Annotated in this window: 22 protein-coding genes; 14 read left to right on the top strand and 8 right to left on the bottom strand. The window is 69.5% G+C overall.

What is annotated here, in order from left to right; genetic code table 11:
- Window positions 1-144: 144 nt before the first annotated feature.
- Entirely contained in the window at window positions 145-903 is a 759-nt protein-coding gene (locus tag A2G96_RS04165) for a 3-hydroxyacyl-CoA dehydrogenase (RefSeq protein WP_062797038.1), read from the top strand.
- 18 nt (window positions 904-921) lie between these two features.
- On the opposite strand, the gene A2G96_RS04160 is transcribed toward A2G96_RS04165, so the two are convergent.
- Window positions 922-1,740: a helix-turn-helix transcriptional regulator gene (locus A2G96_RS04160; protein ID WP_062797036.1), complete on the bottom strand. Its 819-nt coding sequence runs from the start codon at window positions 1,738-1,740 to the stop codon at window positions 922-924.
- 158 nt (window positions 1,741-1,898) lie between these two features.
- Here A2G96_RS04160 and A2G96_RS04155 point away from each other — a divergent pair, with 158 nt between their 5' ends.
- The gene (locus tag A2G96_RS04155) at window positions 1,899-2,678 is read left to right on the top strand and encodes a class I SAM-dependent methyltransferase (RefSeq protein WP_062797034.1); all 780 of its coding nucleotides are present in this window, start codon (window positions 1,899-1,901) and stop codon (window positions 2,676-2,678) included.
- A gap of 15 nt (window positions 2,679-2,693) precedes the next feature.
- On the opposite strand, the gene A2G96_RS04150 is transcribed toward A2G96_RS04155, so the two are convergent.
- Window positions 2,694-3,611, bottom strand: coding sequence for a LysR family transcriptional regulator (locus A2G96_RS04150; RefSeq protein WP_062797032.1), 918 nt, complete (start codon window positions 3,609-3,611; stop codon window positions 2,694-2,696).
- A gap of 104 nt (window positions 3,612-3,715) precedes the next feature.
- Between A2G96_RS04150 and A2G96_RS04145 the strand changes: the two genes are divergently transcribed.
- The gene (locus A2G96_RS04145) at window positions 3,716-4,741 is read left to right on the top strand and encodes a bile acid:sodium symporter family protein (RefSeq protein WP_062797028.1); all 1,026 of its coding nucleotides are present in this window, start codon (window positions 3,716-3,718) and stop codon (window positions 4,739-4,741) included.
- Window positions 4,742-4,808: 67 nt separating this feature from the next.
- Here A2G96_RS04145 and A2G96_RS04140 read toward each other — a convergent pair whose 3' ends face one another.
- Together A2G96_RS04140 and tsaE are read right to left on the bottom strand one after the other, a co-directional pair.
- A complete protein-coding gene (locus A2G96_RS04140) occupies window positions 4,809-6,329 on the bottom strand; it encodes an N-acetylmuramoyl-L-alanine amidase (RefSeq protein WP_062797026.1) in 1,521 nt (506 codons plus the stop codon).
- The gene (gene tsaE, locus A2G96_RS04135; protein WP_062797024.1) at window positions 6,323-6,835 is read right to left on the bottom strand and encodes a tRNA (adenosine(37)-N6)-threonylcarbamoyltransferase complex ATPase subunit type 1 TsaE; all 513 of its coding nucleotides are present in this window, start codon (window positions 6,833-6,835) and stop codon (window positions 6,323-6,325) included. Before tsaE ends, A2G96_RS04140 begins: the two co-directional genes overlap by 7 nt.
- Before the next feature lie 16 nt (window positions 6,836-6,851).
- On the opposite strand from tsaE, the gene queG reads away from it, so the two are divergent.
- Window positions 6,852-8,066, top strand: a complete 1,215-nt coding sequence (gene queG, locus A2G96_RS04130) for a tRNA epoxyqueuosine(34) reductase QueG (RefSeq protein WP_062797022.1) — start codon at window positions 6,852-6,854, stop codon at window positions 8,064-8,066.
- Between the two features lie 21 nt (window positions 8,067-8,087).
- Here the strand turns inward: queG and A2G96_RS04125 are convergent, their stop codons facing one another.
- Complete coding sequence (locus A2G96_RS04125) at window positions 8,088-8,981, bottom strand: AEC family transporter (protein WP_062797020.1); 894 nt, start codon at window positions 8,979-8,981, stop codon at window positions 8,088-8,090.
- Between the two features lie 181 nt (window positions 8,982-9,162).
- On the opposite strand from A2G96_RS04125, the gene A2G96_RS04120 reads away from it, so the two are divergent.
- The 6 genes from A2G96_RS04120 (at window position 9,163) to plsY (ending at window position 13,693) form a co-directional block, all read left to right on the top strand.
- The gene (locus tag A2G96_RS04120) at window positions 9,163-9,858 is read left to right on the top strand and encodes a chalcone isomerase family protein (RefSeq protein ID WP_417926423.1); all 696 of its coding nucleotides are present in this window, start codon (window positions 9,163-9,165) and stop codon (window positions 9,856-9,858) included.
- 103 nt (window positions 9,859-9,961) lie between these two features.
- A complete protein-coding gene (locus A2G96_RS04115; protein ID WP_062797017.1) occupies window positions 9,962-10,930 on the top strand; it encodes a tripartite tricarboxylate transporter substrate binding protein BugE in 969 nt (322 codons plus the stop codon).
- A gap of 104 nt (window positions 10,931-11,034) precedes the next feature.
- Complete coding sequence (locus tag A2G96_RS04110) at window positions 11,035-11,514, top strand: methylated-DNA--[protein]-cysteine S-methyltransferase (RefSeq protein WP_062797015.1); 480 nt, start codon at window positions 11,035-11,037, stop codon at window positions 11,512-11,514.
- Window positions 11,511-12,449: a site-specific tyrosine recombinase XerD gene (gene xerD, locus A2G96_RS04105; protein ID WP_062797013.1), complete on the top strand. Its 939-nt coding sequence runs from the start codon at window positions 11,511-11,513 to the stop codon at window positions 12,447-12,449. The genes A2G96_RS04110 and xerD overlap by 4 nt, the downstream gene beginning before the upstream one ends.
- 19 nt (window positions 12,450-12,468) lie before the next feature.
- Window positions 12,469-12,960 (top strand): aminoacyl-tRNA deacylase, encoded by a 492-nt coding sequence (locus tag A2G96_RS04100; RefSeq protein ID WP_062797010.1) that lies wholly within the window; start codon window positions 12,469-12,471, stop codon window positions 12,958-12,960.
- Between the two features lie 124 nt (window positions 12,961-13,084).
- Entirely contained in the window at window positions 13,085-13,693 is a 609-nt protein-coding gene (gene plsY / locus A2G96_RS04095) for a glycerol-3-phosphate 1-O-acyltransferase PlsY (protein ID WP_062797007.1), read from the top strand.
- 140 nt (window positions 13,694-13,833) lie between these two features.
- Here the strand turns inward: plsY and A2G96_RS04090 are convergent, their stop codons facing one another.
- Both A2G96_RS04090 and A2G96_RS04085 read right to left on the bottom strand, forming a co-directional pair.
- Entirely contained in the window at window positions 13,834-15,105 is a 1,272-nt protein-coding gene (locus tag A2G96_RS04090; protein WP_062797006.1) for an ATP-binding protein, read from the bottom strand.
- A 26-nt stretch (window positions 15,106-15,131) separates the two neighbouring features.
- Window positions 15,132-15,875, bottom strand: coding sequence for a response regulator (locus A2G96_RS04085; protein WP_062797004.1), 744 nt, complete (start codon window positions 15,873-15,875; stop codon window positions 15,132-15,134).
- Between the two features lie 287 nt (window positions 15,876-16,162).
- On the opposite strand from A2G96_RS04085, the gene A2G96_RS04080 reads away from it, so the two are divergent.
- Genes A2G96_RS04080 through A2G96_RS04065 form a run of 4 tightly spaced genes read left to right on the top strand, consistent with a single transcriptional unit; the run spans window position 16,163 to window position 25,571 of the window.
- A complete protein-coding gene (locus A2G96_RS04080) occupies window positions 16,163-17,617 on the top strand; it encodes an MdtA/MuxA family multidrug efflux RND transporter periplasmic adaptor subunit (RefSeq protein ID WP_062797002.1) in 1,455 nt (484 codons plus the stop codon).
- Between the two features lie 9 nt (window positions 17,618-17,626).
- Window positions 17,627-20,767, top strand: a complete 3,141-nt coding sequence (locus tag A2G96_RS04075; protein WP_062797000.1) for an MdtB/MuxB family multidrug efflux RND transporter permease subunit — start codon at window positions 17,627-17,629, stop codon at window positions 20,765-20,767.
- The gene (locus tag A2G96_RS04070) at window positions 20,764-24,060 is read left to right on the top strand and encodes an efflux RND transporter permease subunit (RefSeq protein ID WP_062796998.1); all 3,297 of its coding nucleotides are present in this window, start codon (window positions 20,764-20,766) and stop codon (window positions 24,058-24,060) included. Before A2G96_RS04075 ends, A2G96_RS04070 begins: the two co-directional genes overlap by 4 nt.
- Window positions 24,061-24,077: 17 nt before the next feature.
- Window positions 24,078-25,571, top strand: a complete 1,494-nt coding sequence (locus A2G96_RS04065; RefSeq protein WP_062796996.1) for an efflux transporter outer membrane subunit — start codon at window positions 24,078-24,080, stop codon at window positions 25,569-25,571.
- Here the strand turns inward: A2G96_RS04065 and A2G96_RS04060 are convergent.
- On the bottom strand, window positions 25,568-26,470 hold the full coding sequence (locus A2G96_RS04060) for a LysR family transcriptional regulator (RefSeq protein ID WP_018008891.1): 903 nt from the start codon (window positions 26,468-26,470) through the stop codon (window positions 25,568-25,570). The two genes, A2G96_RS04065 and A2G96_RS04060, sit on opposite strands and share 4 nt — an antisense overlap.
- Window positions 26,471-26,538 lie beyond the last annotated feature (68 nt).

Here is a 26,538-nt window from a genome sequence, read left to right as displayed (position 1 = left end):
TTATCTCGCTGGACACTGCAGAAAGATGAAAGCGGCCTTCGGGCCGCTTTTTTTTATTGAACGCGCACCCCTTGCACATCGGCCCCGCCTCCGTACAATGCTTAACGTTTACGTAAACGGAAACCATACCGAGGAGACACCATCGTGGACATCAAGGACAACGTCTTCATCATCACCGGCGGCGCCTCCGGCCTTGGCGCCGGCACCGCCCGGCTGCTTGCCGAAGCCGGCGCCAGGGTTGTCATTGCCGACCTGAACGAGGCCGCCGGGCAGGCGCTGGCGGCCGAGACCGGCGGCCGCTTCGTGCGCTGCGACGTCACCTCGGAAGCCGATGGCCAGGCCGCGGTCGCGGCGGCGCAGTCGCTTGGCCGCCTGGCCGGGCTGGTCAATTGCGCCGGCATTGCCACCGCCAACAAGACGGTCGGCAAGAACGGTCCGCATCCGCTCGATGCCTTCGACAAGACCATCCGCATCAACCTGATCGGCACCTTCAATATGATCCGCCTGGCCGCAGCGGCGATGGTGCAGAACGCCCCCGACAGCGAGGGCGAGCGCGGCGTGATCATCAATACCGCCTCGGTGGCGGCCTTCGACGGCCAGATCGGGCAGGCCGCCTATGCCGCGTCCAAGGGCGGCGTGGTCGGCATGACGCTGGCGATCGCGCGCGACCTGGCGCGCGACGGCGTGCGCTGCATGACCATCGCCCCGGGGCTGTTCGAGACCCCGATGCTGCTGGGCATGCCGCAGGAGGTGCAGGACGCGCTCGGCAAGATGGTGCCGTTCCCGTCGCGGCTGGGCCGGCCTGCCGAATATGCGAAGCTGGCCCGCTCGATCATCGAGAACCCCATGCTCAATGGCGAGGTGATCCGCCTGGACGGCGCGATCCGGATGCAGCCCAAGTAAGCTATGGCTGCTGCCCGCTCAGCCGGGCAGCAGCATCACCAGCATCAGGCCCGGCGCCGCCGCCGGCACCAGCGTCAGCTGCTCGAACTGCAGCGCGCCCTGGCGCGGATGGCGAAAGCCGCGGCGCCCGCCCTCGCGCTCTTCCACGTCCTGCGACAGCCAGGCGGCGCGGAAGTCGGCGCTCTCCGCCATCAATCCCTCGATCAATGCCCGCGTCGGCGCCGCATCGGCGTGGCGGATGCTGTGCGCGCGGAATTCGGCCACCAGCCGTGCGGCGCGGTGCGGCCAGTCCTGCACCAGTGCCTGCAGCGCCGGCGACAGGAACATCGCGCGCAGCAGGTTGCGCTCGGTGGCAGCGGCGTCGAGCCAGCCGGTGAACAGGTCCGCGGCCGCGGCGTTCCAGGCCAGCGCGGTCCATTGGCGGTCGAGCAGGTACGCCGGGCCGTCGATCGCATGCACGCTGGCCAGCACCGCGGGCGGCACCGGCTCGCCGCCGGCGTGCTGCGGATCGCGCCGGCCGGCCAGCTCGAACAGGTAGGCACGCTCGGCGCGCGACAGCCGCAGCGCCGTGGCCAGGCTGGCCAGCGCCCGCGCCGACAGCGCCACCGGCCGGCCCTGCTCCAGCCACGTCACCCAGGTTGTGCTCAGGCCCGCCAGCTGCGCGACTTCCTCCCGGCGCAGCCCGGGCGTGCGCCGGCGCTGGCCGGGCGCCAGCCCCACGTCCGCCGGCGTCAGGCGTTCGCGGTGGGCGCGCAGGAAGGCGCCGAGCACGGCTTCGCGCGAAGCTGGCGAGGATGGCGAAGCTGAAGGAGCGGCAGGCGGGGCGAGTGGCGGCATGGCAGGCTGGTGGCGCTTATACCAGGATAAAGCGGTGACTTGTACCGGGAAAACGGCCCGCCTACAGTATGCCGAACCCGCCTCGCGGGCAAGTCCCCTCCCCGACAACAACAGCACCCGCCCGGCTTGGCTCGGCCGCGGCTTGAAGGAGCACCACCATGCAGCAGCAGGAACTCGTCGCCGCCCAGTTCGGCGCCACCGCCAGCGCCTATCTCACCAGCGCGGTCCACGCCAGCGGCGCGGACCTGCAGCAACTGAAGGACGAACTGGCCGCGCTGATTCCCGCGGCCAACCGCGCGCGCAGCCGCGTGCTCGACCTGGGCTGCGGCGCCGGCCATGCCAGCTTTGCCGCCGCCGCGGTGGCGGGCGAGGTCACCGCCTACGATCTGTCGGCCGACATGCTGGCGGTGGTCGATGCCGCCGCGCGCGAGCGCGGGCTGGCCAACGTACGCACCCGCCAGGGCGCCGCCGAGCATCTGCCGTTCGACGATGCCAGCTTCTGCGCGGTGGTGTCGCGCATGAGCGCGCACCACTGGCGCGACGTGCCGGCCGCGCTGGCCGAGATCCGCCGCGTGCTCAAGCCCGGCGGCAAGGTGGTGATGATCGACATCGCCGGCGCGCCGGACCCGCTGCGCGATACCTGGCTGCAATCGGTCGAGTTGCTGCGCGACCCCTCGCACGTGCGCGACTACACCCCGGCGGCCTGGCGCGCGATGTTCGAAGCCGCGGGCTTTGCCGCGGATGCCATCGCCGTCTCGGCGACCTGGCGCATCGGCATCGGGTTCGACAGCTGGGTGCAGCGCATGCGCACGCCGGCGGTGGCGGTGGACGCGATCCGGCACCTGTGGCAGGTGGCACCCGCGGAAGTGCGCGAGCACTATCGCGTGCAGGCAGACGGCAGCTTCGAGCTGGAAGCGGTGATGGTCAGCGCGCGCTGACAGGCGCAAGCCCGCTCAGGCCGCGGCGCTGATCGTCGGCGCCTCGGCGCGCACGGTCAGGCGCCGCACCAGGTCCCACACCGCCGCCGCTGCCGGCGACAAGGAGCGGTCCTCGCGCCGCACCATGACGATGCTGCGCTCCTCGCGCGGCACCAGCGGGCGCCACACCAGCGGCGACGCCGCCGGCAGCGGCAGCGAGAACGACGGCAGCACCGACGCGCCGATGCCGGCCTCGACCATGCCGAACACGCTCGCCGAATGGCCCAGCTCCTGCACCACCTGCGGCACCACGCCGTGGCGGCCGAACACGCGGTCGATCAGCGGCCGGCTGCCGGAGGCAAAGTCCAGCAGCACCAGCCGCATCCCATGCAGCGCCGACCACGGCACCGATTCCGCCTGCGCCAGCGGATGGTCGCGCCGGCACACGAAGCAGAACGGGTCGGTCGCGACCGGGTCCACCAGCAGCCCGTCGCGCACCAGCGGGTCGATCAGCACGCCGAAGTCCACCGCGCCGGCGCGGACCTGCTCCAGCCCGTCGGCCTGGACGTTGTCGCGCACGGTCAGGCGGATTTCCGGATATTGCGCGGCGCAGGCGGCCACGTAGAGCGGCATCAGCCGGGCGGAGATGGTCGGTGCCCCGGCTATCACTACGCGGCCGCGATAGCGCTCACCTAGCTGCCGCGTTTCTTCGAGGGTGTCATCCAGTTGCCCGAGCAGCCGCTCCAGCGCCGGCGCCAGTGCATGGCCGGCTTCGGTCAGCACCACCTCGCGCGTGGTGCGGTCCAGCAGGCGCACGCCGAGCGCATCTTCCAGCTCGGCGACGCCGCGGCTGACGGCCGGCTGGGTCAGTCCGACGGCGTCCGCGGCCCGGCTGAAGCCGCCGCTGCTGGCCACGGCCAGAAACACGCGCAACTGCCGCAATGTGTAATTCATGCAACAACCGGATAAATAGATTCTATAAATGAATTTGCATTCTAGACCGGGCTAGCGTCCAATACTAGGCAAAACCCTAACATCGCAGGATTACACCCGCAGTCATGTCCCGTATTGTCCGCAATCTCAAGAAGCTCTATGACCTGATCGACGGCTTTGTGCTCGTCATGCTAACGGCCATCGCCATCGCGCTGGCCGCGCCCGAGCTCGGCACCGGCGACGGTCCGCTGCACCTCGGCGTGGTCACCAGCCTGGGCGTGGCGCTGGTGTTCTTCCTGCACGGCGCGGCGCTGTCGCGCGACAAGCTGGTGGCGGGCGCCAAGCACTGGCGCCTGCATGTGTTCGTGCAGGTCTTCACCTATGTGGTGTTCCCGGTGGTGGGCGCGCTGCTGATGCTGTCGCTGCGCAATACGCTGCCGGCCGACCTGCTGCTGGGCGTGTTCTTCCTGTGCGCGCTGCCGTCGACGGTGTCGTCGTCGGTGGCGATGACCTCGATGGCGCGCGGCAATGTCTCGGGCGCGATCTTCAACGCCACCATCTCGGGCCTGATCGGCATGCTGGTGACGCCGCTGCTGATGGGGCTGGTGATCAGCGCCAGCGGCGCGTCGATGCCGCTGGGCAAGGCGCTGACCGGCGTGGCGCTGCAGCTGCTGCTGCCGTTCGCGCTGGGGCAGCTGCTGCGCCCTCTGATCGGCAGCTGGCTGGCAAAGAAAAAGCACATCACCAACAAGATCGACCGCGGCGTGATCGTGCTGATCGTCTACTCGTCGTTCTGCGACGCCACCGCCGAAGGCCTGTGGCACCAGTACCAGTGGCAGACCATCGGCGCGGTGATGGGCATCGCCGCGGTGCTGCTGTTCGTGGTGCTGGGCTTCACCACGCTGACCGCGCGCCGCCTGGGCTTTTCCGTTGAGGACGAGATCACCGCGGTGTTCTGCGGCTCGAAGAAGAGCCTGGCCAACGGCATCCCGATGGCCAAGATCCTGTTTGCCGGCCATCCGGCGCTGGGCCTGCTGGTGCTGCCGCTGATGGTCTACCACCAGCTGCAGCTGATCGTCTGCTCGGTGATCGCGTCGCGCTATGCCAACCGCGATGCGCTGCTGGAGGACCAGGCCACGGCGCGCGCCTGAAGCCTGCCATCATGAAAAAACCGGGGCATGCCCCGGTTTTTTTTGCGGCTGCCGCGTGCACGGCGGCTCAGACCGACGGATTCTTCGACAGCGGCGGATTGCGCGCGAAGTACGAGCGGATGCCCTTCAGGATGGCATTGGCCAGCTGTTCCTGGTGCGCGTTGTCGTTGAGCTTGCGCTCTTCTTCCGGGTTGCTGATGAAGGCGGTCTCGATCAGGATCGACGGGATGTCCGGCGCCTTCAGCACCGCAAACCCGGCCTGTTCGACGCGGGCCTTGTGCAGCTTGTTGATGCCGCCGATTTCGCCCAGCACCGCCTTGCCCACCAGCAGGCTGTCGTTGATCTGCGCGGTGGTCGACAGGTCCAGCAGCACGCGCGCCACCTGCGCATCCTTGTTGCCCATGTTGGCGCCGCCGATCAGGTCGGAGGCGTTTTCCTTGTTGGCCAGCCAGCGCGCCGCGGTACTGGACGCGCCGCGCTCGGACAGCGCGAACACCGACGCGCCGCGCGCCTCGGGCGACAGGAAGGCATCGGCGTGGATCGACACGAACAGGTCCGCCTGCACCCGGCGCGCCTTCTGCACGCGCACGTTCAGCGGCACGAAGAAATCGGCGTCGCGCGTCATCATCGCGCGCATATTGGGCTGGGCGTCGATCTTGGCGCGCAGCCGGTGCGCGATCTGCAGCACCACGTCCTTCTCGCGCGAGCCGGCCGCGCCGATCGCGCCCGGGTCTTCGCCGCCATGGCCGGGGTCGATCGCCACGGTCAGAAGGCGGCGCATCTTGAACGGACGCTCGGCGGTGGGATTGTCGCGCGCGACCGGCGGCACCACCGGGGCATTCGGGGCCGGCACCGGCGGCACCGGTGCCGTGGACGGTGTCGATGGCCGCGGCCGGGCTGCGGCCACCGGCGGCGGCAGCGGCGCGGTGGTGGGCGGCACCTCGCCCTTCTCGTCGAAGCGGCGCACCAGCGCGCCGATGGCGTCTTCCTCGGCGCCGGCGGGGGCTCCGGCGATGCCTTCGGCGCCCGGCGCCGGGTCCGAGGTGGCAAAGCGGCGCTGCTTTTCCTCGGTGTCACGCACCAGCTTCCACAGCGGGTCGGGCGGGTTGACCGGGTACAGGTCGAACACCAGCCGGTTGCGGTAGCTGCCGATGGGCGCCAGCGTGAACACCTGCGGCGCGACGTTTTCCTTCAGGTCGAACACCATGCGGACCACGCGCGGGCGGTTCTGGCCGACGCGCACGGTCTGGATATACGGGTCGTTCGGCGTGATCTTGGCCACCAGCTCGCGCAGCGTGGGCGACAGGTCGAGGCCGTCGATGTCCACCACCAGCCGATCGGGGTCGCGGATCATCTGGTGCACCGCGGCCAGCGGCGCATCCGATTCGATGGTGACGCGGGTGTAGTCCTCGGCCGGCCACACGCGCACCGCGACGATGCCGGCGCCGAACGCGATCTGCGGACCGGCCAGCGTCAGCACGGCGGTGCCGGCGCCCAGCTTCAGCGCCTGCGCCATCCATTTGCGGCGCGCCTGCATGAGGCCGTCGGGTCCATCGGGGCGGTCGGTGGCAAGTCGCTTGATCAGCATGCGTTCAGCAAGGTAAGTCCAGTGGGAGTATAGGCGCGCAAGGTCGCGATCCGCCGCTCGCCGGTGTCATCGGCGCCGGCCATGTCCGATTGGAGCAACACGTGCAGGTCGGGTTCCCCCAGCAGGCGCCCGGCCTTCTCCGGCCACTCGACCAGGTTGAAGGCCGGTTCGGCGAAGCAGTCGCGAAACCCCGCGTCGAGCCACTCTTCGGGATCGGCAAAGCGGTACAGGTCGAAGTGGTAGACCGTCAGCGGCGAGCCGTCGGCACGGGCGACGTCATAGGGCTCGCACAGCGTATAGGTGGGGCTGCGGACCTTGCCCGCATGGCCCAGCGCGCGCAGCACGGCGCGCGACAGCGTGGTCTTGCCGGCGCCCAGGTCGCCGGACAGCTGCACATGCACCGTGCGCGGCGGCATCGCCTGCACGGCGGCCGCCAGCGCAGCGCCCAGGCGCGCGGTGGCGGCTTCGTCGGGCAGCGTCAGGGTGCGTTGTTCGAGCAAGGGCATTGCGTACAATTCAGGAATGATCGACCGAGTCGCCCCCGGGCAGGCGGATGCGCCGCCCATACCAGTACCAGACACCAGCGGCCACGCGGCCGCGGGCCCGGGGGAGCTTGCGGCGCTGGCCGCGTCGATCCGCGCATGGGGCGCGGCGCTGGGCTTTGCCTCGGTGCGCATCGCCGATGTCGACCTCGCGCACGCCGAGCCCGGACTGCTGGCCTGGCTGGCGCAGGGCTACCACGGCGACATGGATTATATGGCCAACCACGGCCTGCGGCGCGCCCGTCCGGCCGAACTGGTGCCCGGCACGGTACGCGCGATCGTGGCGCGCATGCCCTATGTCCCGGCCGCCGGCGCGCACGCGCAGGCCGCCGACTGGCGCCGCCACGAGCTCGCGCGGCTCGACGACCCGGCCACCGCGGTGGTATCGCTGTACGCACGCGGACGCGACTACCACAAGGTGCTGCGCAGCCGCCTGCAGCAGCTGGCCAGCCGCATCGAGGCCGAGATCGGCAGGTTCGGCTACCGCGTCTTTACCGATTCGGCCCCGGTGATGGAAGTGGCGCTGGCCAGCCAGGGCGGACTGGGCTGGCGCGGCAAGCATACGTTGCTGCTGGACCGCGACGGCGGCTCGATGTTCTTCCTCGGCGAGATCCTGGTCGACATCCCGTTGCCTGCCGATCCGCCCGAGTCGGGCCATTGCGGCAGCTGCCACCGCTGCCTGGACATCTGCCCGACACGCGCCATCGTCGCACCGTACCGGCTGGATGCGCGCCGCTGCATTTCCTATCTCACCATCGAGCACAAGGGCGCGATCCCGGTGGAATTCCGCGCGCCGATGGGCAACCGCGTCTACGGCTGCGACGACTGCCAGCTGGCGTGCCCGTGGAACAAGTTCGCGCACGTGGCCACGGTGCCGGACTTCGACGTGCGCAATGGCCTGGACGCGCCCGACATGGTGGCGCTGTTCCAATGGACCGAAGCGGAATTCAACCAGCGCCTCGAAGGCAGCCCGATCCGCCGCATCGGCCATGAGCGCTGGCTGCGCAACCTGGCGGTGGGGCTGGGCAACAGCCTGCGCGCGGCATTGTCGGGCACGCGCGCCGAGGACGCGGCGCTGGCCGCGCGCATCCGCGCGGCATTGCTGGCGCGGCGCGAGACCGCCACCCCCATGGTGCAGGAACATATCGACTGGGCCCTGGCGCAGGGCGGCCCGCCGGTGCAACGGGCCGGCTGATCGCCAGCCTCCCCGTTCAAGTCAGCTCACCAGCGCCAGCCACAGCGGCGTGGTGACGATCGCCGCCACCGTCATCAGCGAGATCGTCGCCGCCACCATCGGCCCGTTACCGCCCATGCGCACGGCCAGGATGTAGGCGCTGGAGGCGGTCGGCAGCGAGGCGTACAGCACCACGATCTGGTACTGCAGCGCGGTCAGCGGCAGGTGCCGCCCCACCAGCCAGGCCACGCACGGCATCGCCAGCAGCTTGACGCCGGTCCACCACGCCACCGGCCCGGCGGTGCCGGTGGCGCCGCTCATCTGCAGCCCGGCGCCCACGGTCATCAGGCCCAGCGCGGTCGACGCCGAGCCCAGCCGGTTCAGCGTCATGCCCAGCACCTCGGGCGCGTGCAGCCCCATCAGATTGGTCGCCAGGCCGCCGGCGGTGGCCAGGATCAGCGGGTTGCGCGCCAGTTCCTTCCACAGCGCGGCCTGGCCATGGCGGGCCAGCGCCCAAACCGCGGCCACGTTGCACAGCGGCACGGTGCAGCCGACGATCACCGCCATCAACGCCAGCCCTTCGGAGCCGCCCAGCCGCGACGCCAGCGCCAGCCCGATATAGGAATTGAAGCGGAACGCGGTCTGCAGCCCCGAGGCAAAGCTGACCGGGTCCGGGCGCAGCACCCATTTGACGGCGTAGCCGCCGGCCAGGCCGGTGGCCAGCACCAGCAGCGCCAGCCCCAGCATGGCCGAGGTCGACGAGAAATCGAGCACCGCGGTATTGGTCGACTGCAGCAGCAGCGCCGGGAACAGCACGAAGTAGACCAGCCGCTCCACCCCGCCCCAGAAGGCGCGGTCGAACGGGGAATAGCGCACCAGCAGCCAGCCGATCAGGATCAGGCTGAAGTCCGGGACCAGCAGGAGGGCGGAAGACATCTAGGGTTGTTGTTGTGGTGGCAGTGGCATGGCGCGGCACTGCCCGGGCAGCCGCCGCACCGAAACCGCGGCGGGAAGAGATAACGGCAAAAAAGCCGGAATGTGCAGACTAGGGCAGATACGGATAGGTATTCTTCCAGATTTCGGGCAGCATGGCATGCCAAGTTGTACGCCTGCCGCCATGTTGTCCCGCATCCGTTCCGCGCGCCTGCGCGTGGACACCCTCCTCCGCTCCCGCTTTTGCCTTGGCTTCTGCCTTGGCTTGCGCCCTGGCTTCCGGCCGGGCCGCCGCCTGCGCCTGGCCGTCGTGCTGGCGGCGCTCGGCGCCGCGGCCGCGGTGCATGCCGTGCCGGGGCCGGCGCGCGCGGTAGAGATCGAAGGCATGCGCTTCGATGACGCGGCGCGCGTGGGCGGCAAGGTACTGCAGCTCAATGGCGCGGCGCTGCGCACCGGCTTCCTGACCAAGGGCTACGTGGCCGCGCTGTACCTGGAGGAAAAGGCCCGCAACGCGGCCGTGGTACTGGGCACGCCCGGCGCCAAGCGGCTACAGTTACGCATCCTGCGCGAGACCGAGCCGCCGGCGGTGGTGCGTGCGATCCGCCAGGGCATGCGCGACAACCACAGCGAGGCGCAGATGCAGGGGCTGGCGGCGCGGCTGGTACAGTTCGAGCGCACCCTGGGCGAGATCGGCACCGCGCACAAGGGCGATGTCATCAACCTGGATTTTTCCCCGCAAACGGGGACGGTCGTCGCCATCAACGGCACGCCGCGCGGCCGGCCGATTCCCGGCGAAGACTTTTACCAGGCGCTGCTGCGGGTGTTCCTGGGCGAACGCCCGGTCGACGCCGGCGTCAAGCGCGGCCTGCTGGGCGGCTGACCCAGATTACGCTGCCGGCGCACCGCCCGACCTGTGGCACTGCGACGGTTTTTTTGCTTCCGGGCGGCACCCTGCCCGGATTTCTGACGGGAGACATGATCTCATGCAAGCTGGCAAACTCGCACTGACCCTGGCCCTGGCGGCCGCCGCCACCGCGGCGCAAGCCCAGAGCTACCCCACCAAGCCGATCCGCCTGATCATTCCGTTCGCCCCCGGCGGCACCACCGACATCGTCGGCCGTGGCGCGGCGGACCAGATGAGCCGCATCCTGGGCCAGCCGGTGGTGGTGGAAAACCGCGCCGGCGGGGGCGGTTCGATCGGCGCCGACGCCATCGCCAAGGCCGCGCCGGACGGCTACACCATCGGCATCTCGACGGTCTCGACCATGGCCGTGAACCCGGCCTGCAACCCCAAGCTGTCGTACGACCCGATCAAGGACTTCAAGCCCATCACCAACCTGGCCAACGTCGCCAACGTGATCGCGGTGAACCCGAGCTTCCCGGCCAAGGACTACAAGGAGTTCCTGGCCGTGCTGAAGGCCAACCCGGGCAAGTATTCCTACGCGTCGTCGGGCACCTGCGGCTTCGGCCACATGCTGGGCGAGCAGTTCAAGGTCTCGACCAAGACCTTCATGGTCCATATCCCCTACCGCGGAGCGGGCCCGGCACTGAACGACGTGCTCGCCGGCCAGGTGCCGATCATGGTCGACAACCTGCCGTCGTCGATGCCGTACATCAAGGCCGGCAAGCTGCGTCCGATCGTGGTGGCCTGGAACAAGCGCCTGGAGTCGCTGCCCAATGTGCCGACCTTCGGCGAAATGGGCCTGAAGGAGCCGAACGATCCGGCCTGGTACGGCCTGGTGGCGCCGGCCGGCACGCCTGACGAAGTCATCAAGAAGCTCAACGAAGCTGCGGTCAAGGCCCTGCAGGACAAGGACTTCCAGCAGCGCCTGCGCACTGCCGGCGCCGAGCCGTCGGGCAACACGCCGGCGCAGCACGCGGCCGAGATCAAGAAGGAATTCGACAAGATGAAGAACCTGGTCAAGGTGCAGAACATCAAGCTGGAGCAGTAATCCGGCCGGTGTGACGCCAACCGCCAAAGGCCGCCGCAAGGCGGCCTTTTTTCTAGCCCCGCCAAAAAGCACTAAAATCCAGCATTCGCCCCAGCCTGACCGCCATGCCCGCACCCTACGACGCCATCCTTACCGCCCCGTTCGGCAAGATCGGCGTGCGCACGGACGGCGCGCGCATCCGGGCCATCGTGTACCTTCCCGGGCACGTCGAGGCGCAGGCTCCGGCCGATGCGCTGACGCAGCGGCTCGCGGCGCAGCTGGCGGCCTATTACGATGATCCCGATGCTGCCTTCGACGTGCCGCTGGCCACCGCCGGCAGCGCCTTCCAGCAGCGCGTGTGGCAGGCCATCTGCGCCGTGCCGCGCGGCGCCACCACCACCTACGGCACCATCGCCGAAGCCATCGGCGCGATGCCGCGCGCGGTCGGCCAGGCGTGCGGGCAGAACCCGTTCCCGATCCTGGTGCCCTGCCATCGCGTGGTCTCGGCGCGCGGCATCGGCGGGTTCTCGCACCATGCCGAAGACGGCTTTTACCTCGACGTCAAACGCTGGCTGCTGCGCCATGAGGGCGCCATGCTGATATGAGCGGCGCCCCGGCGGCAGCCGAGCTCACCGCCGTCGCCAGCGCTGCCGACGTGGCCCTGGTCAGCCGCTTCTGCGACGCGCTGTGGCTGGAAGACGGGCTCTCGCGCAATACCATCGATGCCTACCGGCGCGACCTGACGCTGCTGGCGCGCTGGCTGCAGCACGAGCAGCGCGGCGAGCTGCTCGGCGCCGACGACGGCGCGCTGTCCGCGTACTTCAGCGCGCGCCATACGCAGACCCGCGCGTCGTCGGCCAACCGGCGCCTGGCGGTGTTCCGCCGCTTCTACCAGTGGGCCCTGCGCGAGCACCTGGTGCAGGTCGACCCCTGCCTGCTGCTGCGCCCGGCCAAGCAGCCGCCGCGCTACCCCAAGACCCTGACCGAGGCCCAGGTCGACGCGCTGCTGGAAGCGCCCGACACCGCCACGCCGCTGGGCCTGCGCGACCGCACCATGCTCGAGCTGATGTACGCCAGCGGGCTGCGCGTATCGGAGCTGACCCAGATGAAGACGGTCGAGATCGGCCTGAACGAGGGCGTCGCGCGCGTGGTCGGCGGCAAGGGCGACAAGGAGCGGCTGGTGCCGTTCGGCCAGCAGGCCGGCGACTGGCTGCGGCGCTACCTGGCCAGCGCGCGTCCGGTGCTGCTGGCGGGGCGCGCCTGCGACGCGCTGTTCGTCACGCAGCGCGGCGAGGGCATGACGCGGCAGGCGTTCTGGCACCTGATCAAGCGCCATGCGCGCGACGCCGGCGTGCATGCCCCGCTGTCGCCGCACACGCTGCGGCATGCGTTTGCCACGCACCTGCTCAACCACGGCGCAGACCTGCGCGTGGTGCAGCTGCTGCTGGGACACGCCGATATCTCCACCACCCAGATCTATACCCACGTCGCGCGCGAGCGCCTGCGCGAGCTGCACCAGCAGCACCATCCGCGCGGCTGAGCGGCACACCGCGATCGCCATGAGCAAGACCAAGCACGTCTCCGAAACCCCGGCCACCCAGTTCCTGCGCAAGCAAGGCGTGGCCTTCGGCGAGCACCCCTATGACTACGTCGAGCACGGCGGCACCGGCGAATCGGCGCGGCAGCTGGGCGTGCCCGAGCATGACGTGGTCAAGACCCTGATCATGGAAGACGAGCGCGCGCAGCCGCTGGTGGTGCTGATGCACGGCGACTGCTCGGTCTCGACCAAGAACCTGGCGCGCCAGACCGGGCGCAAGAGCGTGCAGCCGTGCAAGCCCGAGGTGGCGCAGCGGCACAGCGGCTACCTGGTCGGCGGCACCTCGCCGTTCGGCACCAGGAAGCGCATGCCGGTGTATGTGGAAGCGACCGTGCTGGAACTGGCGCGCATCTATATCAACGGCGGGCGCCGCGGCTACCTGGTCAGCCTGGACCCGAAGCTGCTGCCCGCACTGCTCGACGCCCAGCCGGTGCAGTGCGCGCTGCCGGACTGAACCTGCCGGCCGCGTAGCGCCGCTCCAGACCGAAGCAAGCCTCCACGCCAATCCGGGTAGTCACGGTCGTGGCCAGGCCCCTGCCGCGCTACAATCGCGCCAGCCTGAAAACATCCCACTCCACATGGCCAATCTGCTTTTTGCCCTTGCCGCCTACCTGATCGGCTCCGTTTCCTTCGCTGTGGTCGTCAGCAAGCTGATGGGGCTGCCGGACCCGCATTCCTACGGCTCGGGCAACCCCGGTGCCACCAACGTGCTGCGCACCGGCAACAAGAAGGCGGCAGTCCTGACGCTGATCGGCGATGCCCTGAAGGGCTGGCTGGCGGTCTGGCTGGCGGCGCGCTTCGGCCCGGCGTACGGCCTCACCGACACCGGACTGGCCATGGTGGCGCTGGCGGTGTTCCTGGGCCACCTGTTCCCCGTATTCCACCGCTTCGCCGGCGGCAAGGGCGTGGCCACCGCGGCCGGCATCCTGCTGGCGATCAATCCCATCCTGGGCCTGGGCACGCTGGCCACCTGGCTGATCATCGCCTTCTTCTTCCGCTATTCGTCGCTGGCGGCGCTGGTGGCGGCGATCTTCGCGCCGTTCTTCCATGTGCTGATGAACGGCGTCGACATGATGGCCGGCGCGATCTTTGTCATCAGCGTGCTGCTGATCGCGCGGCACCGGCAGAACATCGCCAAGCTGCTGGCGGGGAAGGAAAGCCGGATCGGGGAGAAGAAGAAGGTTTGAAGGCGTGAACGCAAACTGCTGAGAGCGTCCGACCGCTGCTGGTTTGCTCCCCTCGCCCGCTTGCGGGAGAGGGGAGCCTTTGCCAGGGGTGGTGGCAAGCCCCAGCCGTACCGCACTACACGGTTTTTCCCAAACGGTCACTAGACCGTAGCCGCCCCAAACACCATCTCCACCCGCAGCCCGCCCCCTTCGGCATTCACCAGGTTGAGCTTGCCGCCCGCCTGCCGCACCAGCCGGTCGACGATCGCCAGCCCCAGCCCGGAATGGGCATTGCCGCCGCGCGCCGGATCGAGCCGCACGAACGGCAGCGTGGCGCGTTCCTTGTCATGGTCGGGAATGCCGTCGCCCTGGTCTTCCACCACCAGCATGTAGCCGTCCGGCGTGCGCGAGGTCGCGATGCAGACCGGCGGCTTGCCATAGGCGTAGGCGTTGTCGACCAGGTTGCCGACGATGCGGTCCAGCTGCGTGGCGATCATGCGGAAGCCCTCGCCCGCGCCCAGCGACAGCACCACCTGGCGCTCCTGCTCGGCCAGCGAGGCGGCCAGCTCGTTGACGCGCCGGTCCACCGGCACCGGCCGCGCGGTCGGCTCGCTGGTCTGCGCGAAGCTCAGGAACTGCTCGACGATGGCCGCCATCGAATCGACATCGCGCGTGACCCCCGCGGCGGCCTTGGGATCGGCCAGCATCTCGGCGCGCAGGCGCAGCCGCGCCAGCGGCGTCTTCAGGTCGTGGGCGATGCCGGCCAGCATGGTGTTGCGTTCCTGGTCGATGCGCGCGAGGTCGGCCACCATGCGGTTGAAACGCTCGATCAGCTGGCGCAGCTCGTGCGGGCCGCGCTCGCGCAGCGGCGGCACGGCGTGCTGGCGCGACAGCAGCGCGGCCGCGTTGGCCATGTCGCGCACCGGCCGCTGGATCTGCCACGCGATCAGCACTGCGAACACGATCGCCACGCCCACCACCAGCATCACCCCCGGCACCAGCCGGTTGTCCGGCGGCGGGTTGTGGACCCACAGGATCGGCATCGCGATCCAGTCGGCGCGGCTCGGCAGCTTGATCCAGATGCGCGGCGTGGTCTCGTCCTCGAGCCGGATCTCGGTGCCTTGCGGCAGGCGGCTGATGAACTGCTCCACCAGCCGGCGCGAGCGCCCGCCCTTGGGCGCGGTGGCGTGTTCGTCGGCATCGGCGGTGTTGGCGGTTTCCACCAGGCTGGGCAGCTTCGCCGGGGGCCGCGCATCGAGCGCGCGCTCGATACTGTCGAGCTGGAACAGCATCTGCTCCACCGAATAGTCGACCTGCTGCTGGCGCCGGTCCATGCGCAGGATCGCCAGCCACGAGAAATGGCTGATCACCAGCACCGCGGCGATCAGCAGCGCAATGCGCCCGAACAGGGTATCGATACGTCGCAACTTCATCGGAAAGCAGTCCTGGCGGCGCCGGCTTATTCGGGGAGGCCCGCGGGAATCTCTTCCGCTTCGTCGGGCACGAAGGTGTAGCCGCGGCCGCGCACGGTCTGGATATAGCGCGGGCGCTGCGCGTCCTCGTCCAGCAGCCGGCGCAGGCGCCAGATCTGCACGTCGATGCCGCGGTCGCTGATGCCGCTGGCGCTGCCGTACATCAGCTCGACGATGCGCTCGCGCGACAGCACTTCGAGCGGATGCATCAGCAGCAGCTTGAGCAGCGCGAACTCGGTATCGCTGATCGACAGCGCCTGGCCGGCACGCGTCAGCGTGCGCTGGCGGAAGTTGACGCGGAACGGCCCGAACGCGACCGACTCGCGGTCCTCGGGCGCCGCTGCCGGGCGCGCCAGCTTGCGCCGCAGCACGGCGTTGATGCGCGCCAGCAGCTCGCGCGGCGAGAACGGCTTGCCGAGATAGTCGTCGGCGCCGATCTCGAGGCCGACGATGCGGTCGATCTCGTCGCTGCGGGCGGTGAGCAGGATCACCGGGATATCGTCGTTGCGGGCGCGCAGGTTGCGCAGCGCGGTCAGGCCGTCGACCTTGGGCATCATCAGGTCCAGCACGATCAGCGCCGGCCGCTCACGCTCCAGGCGCGCCTGCAGGCCGTCGCCGTCATGCATTACCGCGACCGCGAAGCCCTGCTGGGTCAGGTACTCGCGCAGCAGGTCGCGCAGTTCGGGGTCGTCGTCGACGACAAGGATCTGGGTAGGCTGGTTCGTTCGCATAGGCACATGATAGTCAGCCCGGGCGGCGCACACGCCGGATCGGCCGGGCGGTATTGTTTCCGGAGGTTACACCCGGGCCGCTGGTAATCCTCTGTAATAAAAGCGCCGGGCGCCGAAATACGGGCGTCCGCGCCCGCACATTATCCTTGCCGCATGAATTGCCGTCAGCGCCGCACGGCGCGCGCCGCCAGGCCGCCGGCGCCCATGGCGATGCGGCATACTGCGGCATCGTCACTTGCAGCAGAACACGACGGTGCGCCGCGCGCACCGTTCCCAGGATTGCGGAAATGTCCAACCCCGAACAAGGCCGACCCAACCCCTCCCCCTCCCCGTCCTCACGCCCGCCGCGCCGGAACCGGCGCCGGCTCTATGCCGGGCTGCTGGTGCTGCTGCTGGCCGGGAGCGGCTGGTACTGGTATGCGCAGCGCAGCGACGCCGCCAAAGGCACCGCGGCGGGCCCCGGCGGTGCCAGCAGACCCGCCGCGGCAGGACCGGGAGGTCCGGGCGGCCCCGGCGGTGGTCCGGGCATGCCGCGCTCGCCGGTGGTGGTCGCCACCGTGGTCCAGCGCGACATGGACGTGGTCCTGAACGGGCTCGGCAACGTGACCCCGGTCTCCAACGTGACCGTGCGCGCGCAGGTGTCCGGACCGCTGCTCAAGGTGCTGTTCAGGGAAGGCCAGATGGTCAAGGCCGGCGACGTGCTGGCCGAGATCGACCCGCGCCCGTTCCAGGCCGCGCTCGACCAGGCCGTCGGCCAGCTGGCGCGCGACCAGGCGCTGCTGCAGAACGCGCGGCTGGACCAGCAGCGCTACCGCACGCTGCTGGGCCAGGATTCGATCTCCAAGCAGCAGGTCGATACCCAGGACGCGCTGGTGCGCCAGTATGAAGGCGTGGTCAAGACCGATCAGGGCAATGTCGCCAACGCGCGCCTGCAGCTGGGCTACACCAGGATCGTGGCGCCGGTGTCGGGCCGCATCGGCCTGCGCCAGGTCGATCCCGGCAATATCGTCAATACCAGCGACACCAACGGCATCGCGCTGATCACGCAGATCCAGCCGATCGCGGTGATGTACACCATCCCCGAGGACAACCTGCCGTCGGTGCTGAAGAAGCTCAACGCCGGCGAAAAGCTGCCGGTGCAGGCCTGGGACCGCCAGGTGCGCAACCAGCTGGGCGAAGGCACGCTGCTGACCACCGACAACCAGATCGACACCACCACCGGCACGGTCAAGCTCAAGGCGGTGTTCCCCAATGCCGACGGCATGCTGTTTCCCAACCAGTTCGTCAACGTGCGCACGCGCGTCGACACGCTGCGCGACGCCACCGTGATCCCGGTGGCGGCGATCCAGCGGGGCCAGCAGGGCACCTTCGTCTATACCGTCGACGAAGCCAGCCAGGTCAAGGTGCAGGTGGTCGAGCTGGGCCCCGGCGACGGCACCCGCACCGCGGTGCTCAAGGGCCTGCAGCCCGGCCAGCGCGTGGTGGTTGACGGCGCCGACCGGCTCAAGGAAGGCATGACGGTCGAAACCGTCGACCCGGCCGCGCGCGCCGCCGCGGTGGTGCCGGCCAGCCAGCCGCGCGCGCGCGGGCGGCGCCATCGCGATGGTGCGGGCGGTGCCGGCGGCGCCAGCGGCGCGCAGGCCGATGCCGCCCCGGCAGGCGCTTCGGCGCCGCAAGGCGAACGCCGCCGCCAGCGCGAAGCCGGCGCCAGCGCACCGGCCGCGCGTGCACCGCAGCCGTAAGGACGCCGCATGAACCCGTCCCGCCTCTTCATCGAGCGCCCGGTCGCCACGGCGCTGCTGATGCTGGCCATCCTGCTGTCCGGGCTGGTGGCCTACCGGCTGCTGCCGCTGTCGGCGCTGCCCGAGGTCGACTATCCCACCATCCAGGTCACCACGCTCTACCCCGGCGCCAGCCCGGACGTGATGACCTCGTCGGTGACCGCGCCGCTGGAACGCCAGTTCGGCCAGATGCCGGGGCTGAAGCAGATGTCGTCGTCTTCGTCAGGGGGGGCGTCGGTGATCACGCTGCAGTTCGAGCTGACCCTGCCGCTCGATGTAGCCGAGCAGGAGGTGCAGGCCGCCATCAACGCCGGCAGCAACCTGCTGCCGTCGGACCTGCCGATGCCGCCGGTCTACAGCAAGGTCAACCCGGCCGACGCGCCGATCATGACCATCGCCATGACCTCCGACACCATGCCGCTGCCCAAGCTGCAGGACATGGTCGACACGCGCGTGGCGCAGAAGATCTCGCAGATCCAGGGCGTGGGCCTGGTCACCATCAGCGGCGGCCAGCGCCCGGCGGTGCGGATCCAGGCCAACCCGGCCGCGCTGGCGTCGCTGGGCATGTCGATCGACGACCTGCGCACCGCCATCGGCGCTTCCAACGTCAACGGCGCCAAGGGCAGCTTCGACGGCCCGCAGCGCGCCTCGACCATCGATGCCAACGACCAGCTGCGCTCGGCTGACGAGTACCGCCAGATCATCCTGGGCTACAAGAACGGCGCGCCGATCCGCATCACCGACGTGGCCGAGATCGTCGACGGCCCCGAGAACAGCCGGCTGGCCGCCTGGGCCAACGACAAGCCCGCGATCGTGCTGAACATCCAGCGCCAGCCCGGCGCCAACGTGATCGAGGTGGTCGACCGCATCAAGGCGCTGCTGCCGCAGCTGCAGAACGCGCTGCCGGCGTCGGTGCACGTGCAGCTGCTGACAGACCGCACCACCACCATCCGTGCTTCGGTCGAGGACGTGCAGTTCGAGCTGCTGCTGGCGATCGCGCTGGTGGTGCTGGTGATCTTCCTGTTCCTGCGCAATATCCCCGCCACCATCATCCCGGGCGTGGCGGTGCCGCTGTCGCTGGTCGGCACTTTCGGCGTGATGTACCTGGCCGGCTTCTCGATCAACAACCTGACGCTGATGGCGCTGACCATCGCCACCGGCTTCGTCGTCGATGACGCGATCGTGATGATCGAGAACATCATGCGCTACATCGAAAAGGGCGACTCGCCGATGCAGGCGGCGCTGAAGGGGTCGAAGCAGATTGGCTTCACCATCATCTCGCTGACCTTCTCGCTGGTGGCGGTGCTGATCCCGCTGCTGTTCATGGGCGACGTGGTCGGGCGCCTGTTCCGCGAGTTCGCGATCACGCTGGCGGTGTCGATCCTGATCTCGGCGGTGGTGTCGCTGACGCTGACGCCGATGATGTGCGCGCGCCTGCTGCACCATGTGCCGGAGGAAAAGCTGTCGCGCTTCCACCGCGCCACCGGCCGCTTCTTCGACAACGTGATCGAGCGCTACGGCCGCGGGCTGGAGTGGGTGCTGGACCGCCAGAAGGCCACGCTGGTGGTGGCGGTGGCCACGCTGGCGCTGACCGTGCTGCTGTACCTGCTGGTGCCCAAGGGCTTCTTCCCGGTGCAGGACACCGGCGTGATCCAGGGCATCACCGAGGCCGCGCAGACCACCTCGTTCAGCGCCATGGCGCGCAAGCAGGAGGCGGTGGCCAAGGTGGTGATGCAGGACCCGGCGGTGGCGAGCCTGTCGTCGTTCATCGGCGTCGACGGCACCAACGCCACGCTCAATGCCGGGCGCATGCTGATCAACCTCAAGCCCAAGGACGAGCGCGATCCGATCGACGTGGTGACGCAGCGGCTGCAGCAGGCGGTGCACGACCTCGGCGGCGTGTCGCTGTTCACGCAGCCGGTGCAGGACCTGACCATCGAGGACAAGGTCTCGCGCACGCAGTACCAGTTCACGGTGGAAGACCCCGATCCCGCGACGCTGGCGACGTGGGTGCCGAAGCTGGTCGAGCGCCTGCGCCAGGAGCCGGAGCTGCGCGATGTCACCAGCGACCAGCAGAACAACGGCCTGCGCGCCTATGTCGATATCGACCGCGACGCCGCGGCGCGCTTCGGCATCACCACCGCGGTGATCGACAGCGCGCTGTACAGCGCCTTCGGCCAGCGGCTGGTGTCGACCATCTTCACGCAGTCGAGCCAGTACCGCGTGGTGCTCGAGACCATGCCGGAATTCCGCACCAGCCCGCAATCGCTGGCCGACCTGCGCCTGCCCTCCTCGTCCGGCGGGCAGGTGCCGCTGGGCGCGTTCGCGCGCATCACCGAGCGCACCGGGCCGCTGGTGATCAACCACCAGGGGCAGTTCCCGGCGGCGACGATCTCGTTCAACCTCGCGCCGGGCGAATCGCTCGGCGCGGCGGTCGACAAGATCACCAGGGTCGAGCAGGAACTGGGGCTGCCGATCTCGATGCAGACCAGCTTCCAGGGCGCGGCGCTGGCGTTCCGCGCGTCGCTGTCGAACACGCTGTGGCTGATCCTGGCCGCGGTGGTGACCATGTATATCGTGCTGGGCGTGCTGTATGAAAGCACCATCCACCCGGTCACGATCCTGTCGACGCTGCCGTCGGCCGGTGTCGGCGCGCTGCTGGCGCTGCTGGTGGCGGGGCAGGACCTGGGCATCATCGCCATCATCGGCATCATCCTGCTGATCGGCATCGTCAAGAAGAACGCGATCATGATGATCGACTTCGCGCTCGAGGCCGAGCGCGAGCAGGGCATGTCGCCGCGCGACGCGATCTTCCAGGCCTGCCTGCTGCGCTTCCGCCCGATCCTGATGACCACCATGGCGGCGCTGCTGGCGGCGCTGCCGCTGATGCTGGGCTCGGGCATCGGCAGCGAGCTGCGCCGGCCGCTGGGCGTGACCATGGTCGGCGGCCTGCTGGTGAGCCAGGTGCTGACGCTGTTCACCACGCCGGTGATCTACCTGGCCTTCGACCGCGTGGCGACGCGCGTCAAGGGCTGGCGCAAGCGCCGCTTCGGTGATCCGGAGGAAGGCGGCACGGGCGAGGAGCCGGCGCAGGAATCCACCCCGTCATGAATCTCTCGGCCGCCTTCATCCACCGCCCAGTCGCGACCGCGCTGCTGACGCTCGGCATCCTGCTGGCGGGGCTGGCGGCGCTGCGGCTGCTGCCGGTGTCGCCGCTGCCGCAGGTGGACTTTCCCACCATCTCGGTGTCGGCGTCGCTGCCCGGCGCCAGCCCGGAAACCATGGCCGCCACCGTGGCCACGCCGCTGGAGCGCGCGCTCGGCACCATCGCCGGCGTGACCGAGATCACCTCGAGCAGCTCGCTGGGCTCGACCCGGGTGACGCTGCAGTTCGACCTGTCGCGCAATATCGACGGCGCCGCGCGCGACGTGCAGGCCGCCATCAACGCCTCGCGCGCGACGCTGCCGACCAGCCTGCCCAACAACCCGACCTACCGCAAGGTCAACCCGGCCGACGCGCCGATCATGATCATCGCGCTGACCTCGCCGACCATGACGCGCGGGCAGCTGTACGACGCGGCCTCGACCATCCTGGCGCAGAAGCTGTCGCAGGTCGAGGGCGTGGGCCAGGTCACCATCGGCGGCGCGTCGCTGCCGGCGGTGCGGGTCGAACTGAACCCGACCGCGCTGAACAACTACGGCATCTCGCTCGAGGACGTGCGCAATACCATCAGCGCGACCAATGCCAACCGGCCGCTGGGCACGCTCGAGAACGCCAGCAACAACTGGCAGGTCTACGCCAACGACCAGGCGATGAAGGCGGAAGACTACATGCCGCTGATCATCCGCTACGCCACGCCGGGCACGTACTCGTCGGCCTCGGCGGGCGCGCTGATCGCCAGCACCGCCAATGCCACCGCCAGCGGCGGCGTCAGCACCAAGGTGGTCAACGGCGTCACCGTGACCACGCTGACCACCAGCAGCGGCACCACCACCATCACCAGCGGTGCCACCGGCGGCACCAGCGCCACCAGCGGCCCCAATTCGTTCGCGGTGCCGGTGCGGCTGCGCGACGTCGCCAACGTGGTCGATTCGGTGCAGGACATCCGCAATGCCGGCTCGGCCAACGGCAAGCCGTCGGTGCTGCTGGTGCTGAACCGCTCGCCCGGCGCCAACATCATCGAGACCGTCGACCGCGTCAACGAAATACTGCCGCAGCTGCAGAAGATGATCCCCGCGGCGATCTCGATGGACGTGATGATGGACCGCACCCCCACCATCCGCGCCTCGCTGCGCGAGGTCGAGCACACGCTGATGATCTCGGTGGCGCTGGTGATCATGGTGGTGTTCGTGTTCCTGCGCAACGTGCGCGCCACCCTGATTCCCAGCGTGGCGGTGCCGGTATCGCTGATCGGCACGTTCTCGGTGATGTACCTGGCCGGGTTCTCGCTGAACAACCTGTCGCTGATGGCGCTGACCATCGCCACCGGCTTCGTCGTCGACGATGCCATCGTGGTGCTGGAGAACATCTCGCGCCATATCGAGGACGGCATGAAGCCGCTGGCGGCGGCGCTGCGCGGCGCGCGCGAGGTCGGGTTCACGGTGCTGTCGATGAGCCTGTCGCTGATCGCGGTGTTCATCCCGCTGCTGATGATGGGCGGCATCGTCGGCCGGCTGTTCCAGGAATTCGCGATCACGCTGTCGGTGGCGATCCTGGTGTCGCTGGTGGTCTCGCTGACCACCACGCCGATGATGTGCGCGCGCATGCTGCGGCCGGTGGAACCGGAACAACAGGGACGCTTCTTCCGCGCCACCGAGCGCATGTTCCAGTGGCTGCATGACGGCTATGCGCGTTCGCTGTCGACCGCGCTGCGGCTGAGTCCGCTGGTATGGCTGGTGCTGCTCGCCACCATCGCGCTCAACGTCTACCTGTATGTGATCGTGCCCAAGGGCTTTTTCCCGCAGCAGGACACCGGGCGGCTGATCGGCTTTATCCGCGCCGACCAGGCGACCTCGTTCCAGGCCATGCGCGGCAAGCTCGACAGCTTCATCAAGATCGTCCAGTCCGACCCCGCGGTGGAGAACGTGACCGGCTTTACCGGCGGCTCGCAGCGCAATACCGGGCAGATGTTCGTCACGCTCAAGCCACTGGCGCAGCGCGAATCGGCCGACACCATCATTGCGCGGCTGCGCGACAAGCTGGCCAAGGAACCGGGCGCGAGGCTGTTCCTGCAATCGGTGCAGGACATCCGCGTCGGCGGGCGCCAGAGCAGCTCGCAGTACCAGTTCACGCTGCAGTCCGACGACCTGGAGGTGCTGCGCACGTGGGAGCCCAAGGTGCGCGCGGCGCTGTCCAACCTCAAGGGGCTGGAGGACATCGATACCGACACCAACGACAAGGGCCTGCAGACCTCGGTCATCATCGACCGCGATACGGCCTCGCGCCTGGGCGTGACCGCGCAGCAGGTGGATGCCGTGCTGAACAACGCCTTTGGCCAGCGGCTGGTATCGACCATCTACCACCCGCTCAACCAGTACCGCGTGGTGATGGAGTTGAGCCCGGAATACCTGCAGGGCCCGGATGCGCTCAAGGACATCTACGTGGTCACCGGCAACGGCAACCGCGTGCCGCTGTCCGCGTTCGCGCGCGTGGTGCCGACCAGCACGCCGCTGGGCGTGAACCACCAGGGCCAGTTCGCGGCCTCGACGATCTCGTTCAACCTGGCCGAAGGCACTTCGCTGTCGCAGGCGACCGATGCCATCCACCGCGAGATGGCGCGCATCGGCGCCCCGGAGACCCTGCGCGCCAACTTCCAGGGCGGTGCCAAGGCGTTCCAGGACTCGCTCAAGAGCCAGCCGATCCTGATCCTGGCGGCGCTGATCACGATCTATATCGTGCTGGGCGTGCTGTACGAGAGCTACGTGCACCCGCTGACGATCCTGTCGACGCTGCCATCGGCCGGCGTAGGTGCGCTGCTGGCGCTGCTGGCCTCGAACACCGACTTCAGCATCATCGCGCTGATCGGCGTGATCCTGCTGATCGGCATCGTCAAGAAGAACGCGATCATGATGATCGACTTCGCCATCGACGCCGAGCGGCGCGAGGGGCTGTCGCCGCGCGACGCGATCTACCGCGCCTGCCTGCTGCGCTTCCGCCCGATCCTGATGACCACCATGGCCGCGCTGCTGGGCGCGGTGCCGCTGGCGCTGGGCCGCGGCGACGGCGCCGAGCTGCGCGCGCCGCTGGGCATTTCCATTGTCGGCGGGCTGGTGGTGAGCCAGCTGCTGACGCTGTACACCACGCCGGTGGTCTACCTGACGCTGGACCGCTGGCGCCTGAAGGTCAAGGCGTGGCGCCAGCGCCGCCGTGGTACCGGCACGCCGGACCAGCCGGCCGCCGTCTAGATTTGCGAAGACTCGACATGAATGCCTTTACCCGTTTCCTGACCCATGGCCTGCCGGTACCACTGGCATGTGCGCTGCTGCTGGCCGGCTGCGCCGTCGGCCCCGACTACCAGCGTCCCGACGCGCCGGTGTCCGAGGCCTTCAAGGAAGCCGACGCCGCGACGCCCGCCTGGACCGGCGACTGGAAGCCCGCCGAGCCGCAGGACGCGCTGGCGCGCCCCGACTGGTGGACCGTGTTCGGCGATGCCCAGCTCGACGCGCTGATGGCCGAGGTGCAGATCTCGAACCAGAACATCAAGGCCGCCGAGGCCCAGTACCGCCAGGCGGTGGCATCGCTGCAGGCGGCACGCGCCGGCTTTTTCCCGCTGGTCGATGCGCAGGCCGGCGCCTCGCGCGCGCACAACGCCAGCGGCAACACGCTCAACGGACAGAGCGCCACGCTGGGCGCGACCTGGGAGCTCGACGTCTGGGGCCGGGTGCGGCGCCAGGTCGAAAGCAGCGAAGCCAGCGCGCAGGCGAGCGAGGCCGACCTGGCCTCGACCTTGCTGTCGACGCAGGCCACGCTGGCGCAGAGCTACTTCCTGCTGCGCGTGGCCGATGCGCAGAAGGCGCTGCTGGACCGCACCGTGGCCGACTACCAGAAGTCGCTGCAGCTGGTGCAGAACCAGTACGCGGCAGGCACCGCGCAACGCTCCGACGTGCTGCAGTCTGAGACCCAGCTCAAGAGCGCGCAGGCGCAGCAGATCGACATCCAGATCACGCGCGCGCAGCTGGAGCACGCCATCGCCGTGCTGGTGGGCAAGCCGCCGGCGGCGCTGTCGCTGGCCGCCGACGCCTTCCGCGCCGCGCCGCCGCGCGTGCCGGCGGCGGTGCCGTCGCAACTGCTCGAGCGCCGCCCCGACATCGGCGCGGCCGAGCGGCGCATGGCGTCGGCCAATGCGCAGATCGGCGTGGCGCAGGCGGCCTACTACCCGACCCTGTCGCTGTCGGCCAGCGGCGGGCTGACTGCCAGCACGCTGGCGCGCTGGATGTCGCTGCCGGACCGGATCTGGTCGATCGGGGGCGGCCTGGCCGGCACGCTGTTCGACGGCGGCGCGCGCCGCGCGGCCAAGGCGCAGGCGGTGGCGGCCTACGACCAGACCGTGGCCAACTACCGCCAGACCGTGCTGGGCGCGTTCCAGGAAGTCGAGGACAACCTCGCCGCGCAGCGGCTGCTGGAACAGGAGGCGGCGGTGCAGAACGATGCGCTGCGCTCGGCGCGCGAGGCGCTGGCGCTGGTCAACAACCGCTACCGCGCCGGCACCGCCGGCCTGCTCGACGTGCTGACGGCGCAGACCAGCGCCTACACCGCCGAACGCACCGCGCTGTCGATCACCGGCCGCCAGTACACCGCGGCGGTGGTGCTGATCAAGGCGCTGGGCGGCGGCTGGCACGCGCAGCCTGCAGGTGCTAGCGGCAGCGCAAGTACTAGCGAGGGAACCGCCGCGCCCGCCACCGTCGGGCAGCGCTAGGCGCCGCGCTGCGGCGCGCTCGGCAGCGGTTGCGCGCAGATGCGCTCGCGCAGCCAGGTGGCGGCCTTGCCCAGCGGCCGCTGCTTGTGCCACACCAGTTCCATCGCCACCGGCCAGTCCTGCTGCTGGAACGCCAGCGGCGGCGACACCAGTTGCGCCGCCGCCGGCGAATTGGCCACCACGTGCCATGGCACGAAGGCCCAGCCCAGCCCGCGCTTGACCAGCTCGACGATCACCCACTGGCTTTCCACCCACCACACATCGGCGGCCACACGCAGGCGCATCTTTTCCTCGCTGTCGGTGCGGGTCGCGACCATCAGCTGGCGGTAGCGCTTGAGCTCTTCCCAGTCCACCCGCTGCGACGCCAGCGGATGGTCGGGCGCGCACAGGATCTGCATCGGCATCCAGCCGAGCGCATGGAAGCCCAGCTCCGGCGGCAGCACCTCCTGGCGCCACATGATGCCGAGGTCGGCGCCACCCTCCAGCACCAGCCGGCTGACATCCTCCATCAGCGGGAACAGCAGTTCCAGCTCCACCGCCGGGAAGCGCCCGGAAAACTCCACCAGCAGCGCGCCCAGCGTCTCTTCCGGATAGAGCTCGTCGACCGCCAGCACCAACCGCGTCTCGACGCCCTCACCCAGGCTCTTGGCCACGCCGCGGAAATGCTCGCACCGCTCCAGGATCACGCGCGCCTCGGCCAGCAGGCGCTCGCCGGCCGGGGTCAGCACCGGGTAGCGGCCGCTGCGATCGAACAGCGCGTTGCCGGCATCGATCTCGAGGTTGGACACGGCCGCGCTGACCACCGACTGGGCCTTGCCGAGCCGGCGAGCGGCGGCGGAGAACGAGCCCGTGTCGGCCGCCGCGACAAAGGCCTGCAATTGCTCCAGCGAGAGACTCATTGTTAACTCCAGCGCTTCATCTATCTGTTAAGGCGATAGTATCCAACTTGGCAATCCCTGCCCAGCAG

Origin of the sequence: Cupriavidus nantongensis (assembly GCF_001598055.1) — a bacterium.
Classification (GTDB): domain Bacteria; phylum Pseudomonadota; class Gammaproteobacteria; order Burkholderiales; family Burkholderiaceae; genus Cupriavidus; species Cupriavidus nantongensis.
This window is presented reverse-complemented; position numbering and strand designations above follow the sequence as displayed.

Excerpts from the sequence above, each read along its gene's own strand:
- A2G96_RS04085 (WP_062797004.1), bottom strand. The coding sequence starts at position 15,875 with ATGCGAACGAACCAGCCTACCCAGATCCTTGTCGTCGACGACGACCCC.
- A2G96_RS04115 (WP_062797017.1), top strand. The coding sequence starts at position 9,962 with ATGCAAGCTGGCAAACTCGCACTGACCCTGGCCCTGGCGGCCGCCGCC.
- A2G96_RS04145 (WP_062797028.1), top strand. The coding sequence starts at position 3,716 with ATGTCCCGTATTGTCCGCAATCTCAAGAAGCTCTATGACCTGATCGAC.
- A2G96_RS04110 (WP_062797015.1), top strand. The coding sequence starts at position 11,035 with ATGCCCGCACCCTACGACGCCATCCTTACCGCCCCGTTCGGCAAGATC.
- A2G96_RS04160 (WP_062797036.1), bottom strand. The coding sequence starts at position 1,740 with ATGCCGCCACTCGCCCCGCCTGCCGCTCCTTCAGCTTCGCCATCCTCG.
- A2G96_RS04075 (WP_062797000.1), top strand. The coding sequence starts at position 17,627 with ATGAACCCGTCCCGCCTCTTCATCGAGCGCCCGGTCGCCACGGCGCTG.
- A2G96_RS04080 (WP_062797002.1), top strand. The coding sequence starts at position 16,163 with ATGTCCAACCCCGAACAAGGCCGACCCAACCCCTCCCCCTCCCCGTCC.
- A2G96_RS04070 (WP_062796998.1), top strand. The coding sequence starts at position 20,764 with ATGAATCTCTCGGCCGCCTTCATCCACCGCCCAGTCGCGACCGCGCTG.
- A2G96_RS04060 (WP_018008891.1), bottom strand. The coding sequence starts at position 26,470 with ATGAGTCTCTCGCTGGAGCAATTGCAGGCCTTTGTCGCGGCGGCCGAC.
- A2G96_RS04065 (WP_062796996.1), top strand. The coding sequence starts at position 24,078 with ATGAATGCCTTTACCCGTTTCCTGACCCATGGCCTGCCGGTACCACTG.
- A2G96_RS04125 (WP_062797020.1), bottom strand. The coding sequence starts at position 8,981 with ATGTCTTCCGCCCTCCTGCTGGTCCCGGACTTCAGCCTGATCCTGATC.
- A2G96_RS04155 (WP_062797034.1), top strand. The coding sequence starts at position 1,899 with ATGCAGCAGCAGGAACTCGTCGCCGCCCAGTTCGGCGCCACCGCCAGC.
- A2G96_RS04090 (WP_062797006.1), bottom strand. The coding sequence starts at position 15,105 with ATGAAGTTGCGACGTATCGATACCCTGTTCGGGCGCATTGCGCTGCTG.
- plsY (WP_062797007.1), top strand. The coding sequence starts at position 13,085 with ATGGCCAATCTGCTTTTTGCCCTTGCCGCCTACCTGATCGGCTCCGTT.
- queG (WP_062797022.1), top strand. The coding sequence starts at position 6,852 with ATGATCGACCGAGTCGCCCCCGGGCAGGCGGATGCGCCGCCCATACCA.
- A2G96_RS04140 (WP_062797026.1), bottom strand. The coding sequence starts at position 6,329 with ATGCTGATCAAGCGACTTGCCACCGACCGCCCCGATGGACCCGACGGC.
- A2G96_RS04150 (WP_062797032.1), bottom strand. The coding sequence starts at position 3,611 with ATGAATTACACATTGCGGCAGTTGCGCGTGTTTCTGGCCGTGGCCAGC.
- tsaE (WP_062797024.1), bottom strand. The coding sequence starts at position 6,835 with ATGCCCTTGCTCGAACAACGCACCCTGACGCTGCCCGACGAAGCCGCC.
- xerD (WP_062797013.1), top strand. The coding sequence starts at position 11,511 with ATGAGCGGCGCCCCGGCGGCAGCCGAGCTCACCGCCGTCGCCAGCGCT.
- A2G96_RS04120 (WP_417926423.1), top strand. The coding sequence starts at position 9,163 with ATGTTGTCCCGCATCCGTTCCGCGCGCCTGCGCGTGGACACCCTCCTC.
- A2G96_RS04100 (WP_062797010.1), top strand. The coding sequence starts at position 12,469 with ATGAGCAAGACCAAGCACGTCTCCGAAACCCCGGCCACCCAGTTCCTG.